Origin of the sequence: Bradyrhizobium sp. LLZ17, assembly GCF_041200145.1 — a bacterium.
Taxonomy (GTDB): domain Bacteria; phylum Pseudomonadota; class Alphaproteobacteria; order Rhizobiales; family Xanthobacteraceae; genus Bradyrhizobium.
Genome location: NZ_CP165734.1, coordinates 2388330 through 2399579 on the forward strand (window position 1 = coordinate 2388330; position 11250 = coordinate 2399579).

The 11250-nt window shown below is 64.4% G+C and carries 10 protein-coding genes and 1 pseudogene; 4 read left to right on the forward strand and 7 right to left on the reverse strand.

Annotated elements, in window-relative coordinates; genetic code table 11:
- Positions 1–4: 4 nt before the first annotated feature.
- Together ispH and hpnH are read left to right on the forward strand one after the other, a co-directional pair.
- Positions 5–931 carry a 4-hydroxy-3-methylbut-2-enyl diphosphate reductase gene (gene ispH / locus AB8Z38_RS11890; protein WP_369725245.1) on the forward strand — a complete coding sequence of 309 codons (927 nt, stop codon included), beginning with the start codon at positions 5–7 and terminating at the stop codon, positions 929–931.
- A gap of 36 nt (positions 932–967) precedes the next feature.
- Complete coding sequence (hpnH, locus tag AB8Z38_RS11895) at positions 968–2128, forward strand: adenosyl-hopene transferase HpnH (protein ID WP_369725247.1); 1161 nt, start codon at positions 968–970, stop codon at positions 2126–2128.
- 578 nt (positions 2129–2706) lie between these two features.
- Here hpnH and AB8Z38_RS11900 read toward each other — a convergent pair.
- From AB8Z38_RS11900 to AB8Z38_RS11930, 7 genes and pseudogenes are all read right to left on the reverse strand, one after another.
- Entirely contained in the window at positions 2707–2955 is a 249-nt protein-coding gene (locus tag AB8Z38_RS11900) for a hypothetical protein (protein ID WP_369725249.1), read from the reverse strand.
- A gap of 246 nt (positions 2956–3201) precedes the next feature.
- The gene (locus AB8Z38_RS11905; protein WP_369725251.1) at positions 3202–3951 is read right to left on the reverse strand and encodes a phosphorylase; all 750 of its coding nucleotides are present in this window, start codon (positions 3949–3951) and stop codon (positions 3202–3204) included.
- Positions 3948–5899, reverse strand: a pseudogene (shc, locus tag AB8Z38_RS11910) (squalene--hopene cyclase). Before shc ends, AB8Z38_RS11905 begins: the two are co-directional and overlap by 4 nt.
- A gap of 64 nt (positions 5900–5963) precedes the next feature.
- On the reverse strand, positions 5964–7220 hold the full coding sequence (gene hpnE / locus AB8Z38_RS11915; protein ID WP_369725252.1) for a hydroxysqualene dehydroxylase HpnE: 1257 nt from the start codon (positions 7218–7220) through the stop codon (positions 5964–5966).
- Positions 7220–8059: a presqualene diphosphate synthase HpnD gene (gene hpnD / locus AB8Z38_RS11920; RefSeq protein ID WP_369725253.1), complete on the reverse strand. Its 840-nt coding sequence runs from the start codon at positions 8057–8059 to the stop codon at positions 7220–7222. Before hpnD ends, hpnE begins: the two co-directional genes overlap by 1 nt.
- Positions 8049–8933, reverse strand: a complete 885-nt coding sequence (gene hpnC / locus AB8Z38_RS11925; protein ID WP_369725255.1) for a squalene synthase HpnC — start codon at positions 8931–8933, stop codon at positions 8049–8051. The genes hpnD and hpnC overlap by 11 nt, the downstream gene beginning before the upstream one ends.
- A gap of 193 nt (positions 8934–9126) precedes the next feature.
- Positions 9127–9360 carry a hypothetical protein gene (locus AB8Z38_RS11930; RefSeq protein WP_148743383.1) on the reverse strand — a complete coding sequence of 78 codons (234 nt, stop codon included), beginning with the start codon at positions 9358–9360 and terminating at the stop codon, positions 9127–9129.
- A 462-nt stretch (positions 9361–9822) separates the two neighbouring features.
- Between AB8Z38_RS11930 and AB8Z38_RS11935 the strand changes: the two genes are divergently transcribed.
- Together AB8Z38_RS11935 and AB8Z38_RS11940 are read left to right on the forward strand one after the other, a co-directional pair.
- Positions 9823–10320: a hypothetical protein gene (locus AB8Z38_RS11935; RefSeq protein WP_369726477.1), complete on the forward strand. Its 498-nt coding sequence runs from the start codon at positions 9823–9825 to the stop codon at positions 10318–10320.
- A 161-nt stretch (positions 10321–10481) separates the two neighbouring features.
- Positions 10482–11228 carry a hypothetical protein gene (locus AB8Z38_RS11940; protein ID WP_369725257.1) on the forward strand — a complete coding sequence of 249 codons (747 nt, stop codon included), beginning with the start codon at positions 10482–10484 and terminating at the stop codon, positions 11226–11228.
- Positions 11229–11250 lie beyond the last annotated feature (22 nt).

The window sequence follows — 11250 nt, forward strand, 5'->3', positions numbered from 1 at the left end:
TCCGATGGAGGTTTATCTAGCGCAGCCGCGCGGCTTTTGCGCGGGCGTGGTGCGTGCGATCGAGATCGTGGAACGGGCCCTGGAGAAGTACGGCCCGCCGGTCTACGTGCGCCACGAGATCGTGCACAACAAGTACGTGGTCGAGAGCCTCAAGAACAAGGGCGCGATCTTCGTCGAGGAGCTGTCCGAGGTTCCGCCGAAGGCCGTGACCGTCTTCAGCGCCCATGGCGTGGCCCGTCGCGTCGAGGAAGAGGCCGCCGCCCGCGACCTTCCGGTGCTCAATGCCACCTGCCCGCTGGTCACGAAGGTTCACAATCAGGGGAAGCGCTACATCACCAAGGGCCGTACCCTGGTCCTGATCGGCCATGCCGGCCACCCCGAGGTCGAGGGCACCATGGGCCAGGTTCCCGGCCCCGTGCTGCTGGTCCAGAGCGTCGAGGAGGTTAACGCCCTGACATTGCCGGTAGATACGCCAGTGGCCTACATCACCCAGACCACGCTGTCGGTCGACGACACCCGGGACGTCATCGGGGCCCTTCAGGCCAGATTTACAGATATTCAAGGCCCCGACATCCGGGATATCTGCTATGCGACACAGAACCGCCAATCTGCGGTAAGGGACCTGAGCAAGCTGGTCGACGTGATCTTGGTGGTGGGCGCTGCCAATAGCTCGAACTCGAACAGGCTCCGCGAAATCGGCACCGAGGCCGGCGTCGCGAGTTATCTGATCGCCGATGGCCGCGAGCTCAATCCGGAGTGGTTGAAAGGTGCCAGGACCGTCGGCCTTACGGCCGGCGCCTCGGCGCCCGAGGTGCTGGTGGATGACGTGATCGAAGCGCTGCGGCGGATCGGACCGGTGACGGTTTCGGTGCTCCCCGGCCGCGAGGAAAACATCGAATTCCGGCTTCCGGCCGAACTGGCTGCGAGCTGACCTATCCGAATTTCAAAGCCCAGAAAGAAACGTGTAATGGCTATCCCCTTCTTCAAGGAACTGCGTATCGGCGGTTATTTGCTCAAGCAGAAACTGCTTGGCCGCAAACGCTATCCTCTCGTGCTGATGCTGGAGCCCCTGTTCCGCTGCAACCTCGCCTGCGTCGGCTGCGGCAAGATCGATTATCCCGATGCGATCCTCAACCGCCGCATGACCGCGCAGGAGTGCTGGGACGCGGCTGACGAGTGCGGCGCCCCGATGGTGGCGATCCCCGGCGGCGAGCCGCTGATCCACAAGGAGATCGGCGAGATCGTGCGCGGCCTGGTCGCCCGCAAGAAGTTCGTCTCGCTCTGCACCAACGCGCTGCTGCTCGAGAAGAAGCTCGATCTGTTCGAGCCCTCGCCCTACCTGTTCTTCTCCGTCCATCTCGACGGCCTGAAGGAGCATCACGACAAGGCGGTGTCGCAGAAGGGCGTGTTCGACCGCGCCGTCTCCGCGATCAAGGCGGCCAAGGCGCGCGGCTTCACCGTCAACGTCAACGCCACCATCTTCGACGGCCATCCGGCCGAGGAGATCGCAAAGTTCCTCGACCTCACCGTCGAGCTCGGCGTCGGCGTCTCGATGTCGCCGGGCTACGCCTATGAGCGCGCGCCGGACCAGGAGCACTTCCTTAACCGCACCAAGACCAAGAAGCTGTTCCGCGACGTCTTCGCGATGGGCAAGGGCAAGAAGTGGAATTTCATGCATTCCGGCCTGTTCCTCGACTTCCTCGCCGGCAACCAGCAATACGAGTGCACGCCGTGGGGCATGCCCGCGCGCAACATCTTCGGCTGGCAGAAGCCCTGCTACCTGCTCGGTGAAGGCTACGCAAAAACCTTCAAGGAGCTGATGGACACCACCGACTGGGAGACCTACGGCACCGGCAAGTACGAGAAGTGCGCCGACTGCATGGCGCATTGCGGCTACGAGCCGACGGCGGCGACCGCTGCGCTGAACAACCCGCTGAAGGCGATGTGGGTGTCGCTGCGCGGCATCCGCACCACGGGCCCGATGGCACCCGAGATCGACATGAGCAAGCAGCGTCCAGCGCAGTACATCTTCTCGGCGGAAGTGCAGAAGCACCTGTCGGAGATCCGCAAGGACGAGGCGCTGGCTGCGCAGGCGAAGGCCGCGCCGAAGGCTTCGACTGCCGCGTAAGCGCGCACGCAGCTACCAACGAAACAGGCCCGGTCGCCATCGCGACCGGGCCTGTTCTTTTGTTCAGCTCAAGCCCCTGGCGGAGAATAGAGGGAGTGCGCGGGCCGCGCTCGCTCCCTCGATCTGCTCCTGCCGCAAAAGGTGAAAAACAACCCCATGCACAGTAGCCGGGACACTGAAATCATTGGACTAACGCGCCTCGGCGGGCGACGCGAAGCGGATGCGCGCGTCCGCCTTTGACACGTCGGGCAAAACACTGGCAGAATGGCAACATCGAAAGTTCGTAACACCCGCGCGGAGCAATCCGCCGCGGGTTTTTTCGTATCGGAGCACAGATTCCCATGACCAAAATATCGCCGTCGTCCACCGCAGTCGGGAATGCCGCCTTACCGGTGAGGCCAGGATCAGATTTAGCCCGTAGGATGGGTTGAGCCCTTGCGAAACCCATCGCACTTGTTTCGTGATAAACGTTGCGCCGCGACCGCGTACCGTCGGAACTTCGTTCCGGGTGTATGTTACTTCTTTCACCGTTTAATCCGACGGACCGAAAGCTATCGTTGCTCACGGATCATGTCGAGCTATTGCGCACGGCGTTTCGTGAGACGCGCCAGCTCCATCCATTCACGATCGATGCCATCGTGGTGTTGCCGGATCATCTTCACACCGTATGGACGTTGCCCGAAGGTGACGCCGATTTTGCAATGCGCTGCCAGTTGATCAAGTCCAACTTTTTCGCGCCGTCTGGCGCGGAACGAAAGGATATCGCAAAGCCGTTCAGCCAAAGGTGAACGGGGCATCACTATGTTCATATCAATCCGGTCAAGCACGGGCTCGTCGCCCGAGTACGCGACTGGGCTCCGTCCTCGTTTCATCGTCACGTGGAGCTTGGCAATTATCCAGCCGATTGGGCGAGCGATCAGTCGGATGATGGCCGCGATTACGGAGAGCGGTGATCGGGAAGAGATGGGTTTCGCAAGGGCTCAACCCATCCTACGAGACTACCGACATCAAAAGAAAAAGGCCCGACCGCAATCGCGACCGGGCCTTTTGTTGGTCAGCTCTCCGTCCCCGACTCAAACCGTCTCCGCCACCAGCGCTTCGCTGTCCCCAAGCTCCGTCCCGATCAAAAAGTCGCGGCAGCCGCGCAAAGAACGCAGCGCGCGGTTGAAGTCGAGGCCGGTCGAGACCAGTCCATGCAGCGCAGTCGGATTGCGCACGATGCCGCGCAGGACGGCGGCGAGGTCGATCTGGCCGTTCGGCTTGATCGCGGAACGGGCGAGCGCGGGCAGCGCACGATGGGCGGGGTCGCTGATGACGCGGACCGCGGCGAACGGCAAGCCGGCTTCACTGGCGTAGGCGGCCGCGATGTGGCTCTCCATGTCGACGGCCGAGGCTCCGGTTTCCGAATGCAGCGCGGCCTTGCCGGTGCTGCCGGTGACCACCTCTTCGGCGCCGGCGAGGCTGCCGCGCACCACGCGGCGGCGCCCGGAGGTCAGCTTGTCGATGAGGTCGTCGCCGAGCGACAGGCCGGCGGCCCAGCGGGCATCGCCGGCGAGCACCTCGGTCGCGACCACGACGTCGCCGGAGCGCAGCGTCGGGTCGAGCCCGCCGGCCACGCCGAACGAGATGACGCCGCGAATCGTCTCGGGATCCACCACGGTCAGAAGCGCCCGCAACTGGGTCGGGCTGCTGGACGAGCAGATCACCGCCATTCCGGGCCCGGCCGCGATGCGGGCCTCCTGAACCAGTCCGGTCACGATCAATACCGGCCGCGGGTCAATGGCATTGCCCACGGTCAAATAGTCCCCCGTCCCCAAAGTCACATTCCGACCCCTACCACCCTGCTGTTGGTGTCCCGCAAGTTCCGATACCGCGCCAACGCCCACAGCGGAAAGAACTTCGGGTAACCGTGATACCGCAGATAGAACACCCGGGGGAAGCCTGTCGCGGTGTAGCGCTGCTCGTCCCACAGGCCTTTTTCGTTCTGTGTTGCAATCAGGTACTCCACGCCGCGGGCGACGGCCGGGTGATCAACCTCGCCTGCGGCCATCAAGGCAAGCAAAGCCCATGCCGTTTGCGAGGCGGTCGAAGGCGCCGGCTCCCAGCCCTTGTAGTCCAGCCGGTAGCTGACGGCGTCCTCGCCCCAGCCGCCGTCCTTGTTCTGGATCGAGGCGAGCCAGGCCGCCGCCCTGCGCATCATCGGATCGGTGTGGGGAACCCCGGCCATATTCAGGGCGCAGAGCACCGACCAGGTTCCATAGATGAAGTTCATGCCCCAGCGGCCGTACCAGGAGCCCTCCGGGTGCTGGGTCTTGCGCAAATAGGCGATCCCGTCGGCAACGTGCTTGCTGGTCTGCGCGGTCTCGCCAAGCTGCGCGAGCATCGAGACGCAGCGGGCGGTGACGTCCTCGGTCGGCGGATCGAGCAGCGCGCCATGGTCGGAGAACGGAATGTTGTTCAGGTAATATTCGAGATTGTTGACGTCGAAGGCAGCCCAGCCGCCGTCGTCGCTCTGCATGCCCTCGATCCATTCCCGGGCCCGCTCGATCGCCAGATCATAGTTGGTCGCGCCGTGCTCCCGGCGCATGCGGTCCATCGACATCACCACCACCGCGGTATCGTCGAGATCGGGATAATAGGCGTTGTTGTACTGGAAGGCCCAGCCACCCGGGCGCACGTCGGGCCGTTTCACGGCCCAGTCGCCCTTGACCTCGAGCTCCTGCTTCGGGATCAGCCAGTCGAGGCCGCGCTTGGCGGCCGGCACGGCCTGCGCGTTGCCGGCCTCGATCAGCGCATGCGCCGTCAGCGTCGTATCCCACACCGGCGAGACGCAGGGCTGGCAATAGGCCTCCTCCTCGCCGATCACCAGAAGCTTGTCGATGCCTCGCCGCGTCACCGCGCGCGGCGGATAATTCTCGTCCTTGCCGAGCGCGTCGTACATCATGACGATGTTGGCCATCGGCGGATAAATCGCGCCCATGCCGTCATCGCCGTTGAGCCGCGGCTCGATGAAGGCGAGCGCAGCATCGATGGCGCGCTTGCGCAGGCTGTTCGGAAACATCGGCTCGATCACCCGCAGGATGCCGTCCAGCGCGCGGAACAGCACGAACCACGCCATGCTCTGGTGCGGCGCCTTCGCGGTCATGCCGATCGAGCGCGGATCCTGCAGGAACAGCTCGTCGATGCCGACGCCCTTCGGATTCTTGGCCAGCGGCTTCAGCGCGGCGATCACCATCAGCGGCACCATGGTGGTGCGCGCCCAGTAAGAGATCTTGTTGAGATGGAACGGCGACCAGAACGGCAGCAGCACGATCTCGATCGGCAGCACCGGCACCGCGCGCCAGGTGGTGACGCCGAAGCTTGCGAGCAGGAAACGCGTGAAGACGTTGCTGTTGATGGCGCCGCCGTGGGCGTGGATCGCCTCCGCGCGCGCACCATGTGCGGCGCATCGACGGAGTCGCCGATCATCTTGAGCGCGAAATAGGCCTTCACGCTGGCGCTCATGTCGAACGCGCCGTCATGCACCAGCGGCCAGCCGCCGTGCGCACCCTGAACGCGGCGGAGATAATTGGCGATCTTGGCTTCGAGCACGGCATCGACCGGCTCGGCCAGATAGTGGCGCAGCAGGACGTATTCGGCCGGAATGGTGCAGTCGGCCTCGAGCTCGAACACCCAATGGCCGTCGGATTGCTGAAAGCCGAGGACGCCTTGCGTGGCTGACGCAATGCTCGATTCCAAAGCTTCGCGGGCAGTCGCGTTCACGGAATCCATCTCGCTCGATTACTCCGATAGTTGATTGCAATTGACCGGCACAAATGCCCGTCGGGGCCGCTTGTCAGGATCCTTTCGCGGCCAAAACCAGATCGGCGGCGCGATCACCGGACCGGACCGATCCCTCGATCGTTGCAGGCAATCCCGTAGCAGTCCAATCGCCGGCGAGAAACAGGTTTTTCAGCGTGGTGACCGGCCCCGGACGCAAGGCATTCTGCGCGGGCGTAGCGGCAAACGTGGCGCGGCGCTCGCGCACGATCTGCCACGGGGGCAGCTCGCCCGAGACGCCGCCTGCCGTGCAGACGTCGTTCCAGATCGCCTGCGCGAGCTCCTCGCGCGGCATGTCGACCAGGCGATCGCCATTGCTGATGGTCACCGACAGCCGGTTCGGAAACGCGAACAGCCATTCAACCGTCCCGCCGATCACGCCCAGGATCGGCGCGGAGCCCGGCGGCGGCTCAATGCGGAAATGCGCGTTGACGATGGCACGGAATTCAGTCGGCGTCTTCAGGCCCGGCAACAGGCTCGCGGCGGAGCGCGGCGGCACCGCCATCACGACCATATCGCCTGCACCGAGCTGGATCACGTCGTCGCCGCCAAAATTCAGCGCGCCGACCTTGCCATCATTGCTGACAAAGGAGCGCAGCTCATGGCCGAGCAGCACGGAGTGGCCGCGCTCGGCGAGGAATTTCACCGCGGGCTCGATCAGCACGGCGCTAAGGCCGTCGCGCGCGATTAGCGGACGACAGGCCTGGCCGCCCGCCAGCAGCGTCTCGCGCACGATCGCACCGGCAAGGCCGGCCGATCCCTCGGGCGGATCGACGTTGAGCGCTGCGAGCAGCAGCGGCTGCACCAAGCGGTGATACAGCGTGCCCTCGCAGGGAATCGACTTGCCGACCAGCGTCTGCTCCGACGCCCAGATCAGCGGCGCCAGCTTGAGGTAGTCCGTCAAGCCGGTGTCGGGGACGCGACGGCTCTCGTCGAGCACCCAGGTCGGCAGCCGGCCATCGCCGAGATCGATCTGCCAGCGCTGCCCGGTCTTGATGTCGACGAACGGAAACTGCGCACGCTCAGGCCCGACCAGCCCCGCCTCGGTGCCGATCGAGCGCGCATAGGCGCGTGCGTGGCTGTTGCCCGACAGCAGCAAATGATTGCCGTTGTCGATGGTCAGATTGGTGGCGCCGTCGAAATAGGAACGGCAGCGGCCGCCGGCCTGCTGCGTCGCCTCGTGCACGGCGACTTTGAAGCCGGCATTGGCGAGCCGCACGGCGGCGGAGAGGCCGGAAATTCCGGCGCCGATGATATGAGCTGTGTTTTGCATCAGAAGAAAGCGTAGCGGAACAGGATCGCGAAGCGTGTGACCTTGGACACACGCACCGGCTCGCGCGGCGCGCTGAAGCCGCGCGCGATCAGGAGGTCCAGAATGGCATGATAGTATTTCGACATGATCCGCGGCGCACGTACGGCGCGGCGCCTGTTGCGATTCATGATCTCGTCCGACTGCTCGAAATGCGCTTTCGCGCGCTGCGCCAGCGGCAGGCACACCTTCGGCAGCGCCCGCTCGGCGATCACGCGGTTCGGATCGTTCGAGGTGATGCCGGCATGCAGCAGCGCCTCGCGCGGCAGGTAGAGCCGGCCGAGGCCGGCGTCCTCGTCGATGTCGCGCAGGATGTTGGTGAGCTGCAGCGCGCGGCCGAGATGATAGGCAAGCAGGATGCCGTCCTCCTCGGGCAGGCCGAACACCCGCACCGACAGCCGCCCCACCGCGCTCGCGACACGATCGCAATAAAGATCCAGTGTCGCCATGTCGGGCGCGCGGATGTCCTGCGGCACATCCATCTCCATGCCGTCGACGATCGCGAGGAAATCCTCGCGCTTCAACCCGAACGTCTTGACGGAGCTGACATAGTCCTTCAGGCGCTCCGGCGGATGGCCCTGATAGAGCGCATCGATGTCGTTGCGCCACACCTGGAGCGCGGCGAGCCGCTCGTCGCGCGGGCCGTCGGAATCGGCGATGTCGTCGACCTGGCGGCAGAAGCTGTAGATCTGGAACATCGCCTCGCGCTGGGCGCGCGGCAGGATGCGCATCGCGGCATAGAAGGAGCTGCCGGATGCGGTCGAGCCATAATTGGCGCCGGGCGTGGTCGCCTCAAGCGTCATGCGCAGTCCCCGGTCTGGAGATGGCCTTGCGGCCGATGGCGCGGCGGCCAAGCTCGCCGATCATCCCGGCGACGCTGAAGGTGAGCAGCTCGAACTTGTTGAGATGCACCCGCTCGCGCAGGGGATCGCGCACCTTCAACAGGCGCACGATTTGATCGGCATAGGCCTGGATCACCGCGACATCGATGCCGAGACGGACATCCCGGATCTCCGCGCTCAACGACTTGCCCTGCTCGAGCAGGGCTTCGTTGCGCGCGGCGAGCGCCTGAAGGCAGGCCAGCATCGCCGGCGGCGAGGAGGCCAGCCCGAGCTGCTCGACCGAGGCGCCGCTCGCGGCCAGCGCGTCACGCGGCAGATAGACGCGATTGAGCTCGCGAAAATCCTTGCCGCAATCCTGGAGGTGGTTGTTGATCTGGAGGCCCGCGCAAAGCGCATCCGAGGCGGCCCAGGTCGAGGTGCTCTCGCCATGGACGTCGAGCATGAAGCGGCCGACCGGCATCGCCGAATAGCGGCAATAGTGGATCACCTCTTCCCAGGTCTCGTAGCGCAGCTTGGTCACGTCCATGCGGAACGCGACCAGCACGTCGAGCGCATGGCGCGGCGCCATGCCGCGCTCGGCGAGCGCACGCCGCAAGGTGACCGCTTCGGCCTGGGTGTCGCCCTTGCCGAGCAGTTCCGCCTCGAACAGGTCGAGGTAAGCGAGCTTCTCATCGGGCGGCAAGGTCGCGTGGTCGGCGATATCGTCGGCGGTGCGGACGAAATTGTAATAGGCCAGGATCAGCGCGCGATGACGCGGATGAATGATCCAGGACGCGACGGGAAAATTCTCGTCGCGCTCACCCTTGCCGGATCGCAATTCGCTCGCAGAGGTCATCGAGGGCTGGTCAACAATCGTTTGGACAGGAAGGCTTTTTGGCCCGCACGGGCTCGCGTTGGCAGTGCCCGCCGCGGCCCCCATATAGGGGAATACGGCCGCAAAACCAATCCTGTCGCACGATAGCTGCCCCTGGCGGATCCGGGCCTGAAAAGGTGACCCCGGACCCGCTTTTGTCGGCCAGCGGCCGAGCTTACTGGTTGTGGTTCTTCAGGACCTGGTCGCAGGCCTGCGAGATCTTGGCCCGGTTCTCCTTGAGGCAGGCCAGGACAGTGAAATCGCCCTGGTCGATGACCGGACGGCAGAACTTCTGCACATCGCGCGTGCAGGCCTTCTGCTCAGAATCCGTGCCACGCCCCTGCTGGGCGAATGCAGCCGTAGAAAGGGATGCCGACAGCAGGGTGAGAGCGACGAGAAGCTTACGCATTGTATTCCTTCATTCTGACGGCAGAATCGCACCGATCCGGGACAGCACAAGGCGGACGACGGGATCGGATTGTTCTGATGGCAAGTTGCCGCGGAAACAGCGGCACCGGAGGTGGCACAAGCGCTGGTAAATGCGGCCAAATTGGCACCACCTCTACCAAATCAGGGCTTCCCCCGAGCTTCATTTGGCAGATGTAAGCGGTTGATACGACGACATAATCCCGGCACCTCGCGTTTTACTCGGCAGCTGTTGCAGAGCTGCATCTGTCCGACCCGCCGTTTCCGCCAGAAACACGCGGAAACACGAGGAAATCCGGGGGCTGACGGTCGCGAGAGCGCTTTGCGTGCCCGACATCGTGGACGGCGAGGCTTTGAACCTGACTCAGGCTCGGAACACTAAACTTTCGATGTGGCGAGACGTCCTGACATTAGGCGGACGTCGTTCCAAAACGGGATATTCATGATGATATTTTTTGGGCGATCCGGACAGGCGATCAAGGCGGCCGGCATTGGGGCTACGCTGCTGTTCTCGGTGGCGGCAAGCCAGGCTCAGTCGTCCGGACCGTTTGCCGGTTTCGACGGTGCGTGGACCGGCACCGGCACGGTGGCGCTGTCCGACGGCTCCACCGAGCACATCCGCTGCAAGGCCGACTACAAGGTCGGCGGCACCGGCCTTAACCTGAAGCAGGCCCTGCACTGCGCGTCCGACAGCTACAAGTTCGACCTCACCAGCGACGTGACCAGCCAGGGCGACCGCATCTCCGGCAATTGGAGCGAGGCCAGTCGCAACATCTTCGGCAATCTCCAGGGCACCGCCGGCGGCGGCCAGATCGACGTGTTCGTCGAGGCCAACGGCTTTGCCGCCAACCTGACGCTGCGCACCAACGGCACCAAGCAGACGGTGCAGATCTCCTCCAAGGGCGAGATCCGCGGCGTCAACATCACCATGACGAAGAGCTGAGGCCGTTCCCGACCGGAAGGGATCATGGCCCCCGGTTCTCGCGAGCCGGGGGCTTTTTGCTGACATGGACCAGATCTCGAAGACATCTGCTTTGGGGATTCGGGCTGTTCGCGGCCAATCGCGCCTGGGCCAACGATCAACATTCGCAACGAGAAGCCGACATGCAGCCTTCGTCGGTGAAGCCGCGCCACGTACTCTGCTTCCTCGGCAAGGATGAAGGCCTGCTGCAACCGTCAAAGGCGGTCGCAAGGACGATCGCCGATTTCGGCTTCGAGATCGACCGCACTTATTCGCAAGCCCAACCCGATCCGCACATGGAGCGATCGTTCGCGGTCTGCTGGGATCGCGTGATTCCCAATGCGTGGTCCGCCGCCGACGAAGCAGCCGTCGCCAACCACAAGGCTGTGCTCTACGTGCTGAGCCCGCCGATGGAGCAGCACAAGGCGGTCGCCTATTCGGCGGCGGCCCTGCGCATCGTCGAAGAGATGATCGAGGCCGGCGCCACCGCCGTGAAAGGCGAAAGCGCCGGCGTTGCCCACGGATTGAAGCGATGGATCCAACTCGCCGGCGAATGCAAGGCAGCGGCGACGACGAACCACGGCCTCGCCGTGACGGCCGCCATGAGTCGGACCTGCCGCCTCGCCTTTGCCAAGCGTCCGGTCGACGGCGCGGCCTACCACGAAAGCGTCGGCTTTCATCTCGTCGGACTTCCGGAGATCTATGTCGCAAAATCCCGCGGCAGCGACCGCGATGCGGCGCGTCTGATCGACGAGATCGCCGGCGCAATGAGCGAGCGCGGCATCGATGCGACGCTCGCTGATCGCAGGCTCAGCCTCTCACGCCAATCGGACTACGCCGAGGACGACTTCAAATTCAATCCCTACGGGATCGTCCACGTCGAGGCGTGAGGAACGAGGCGGCTTAAGCCGC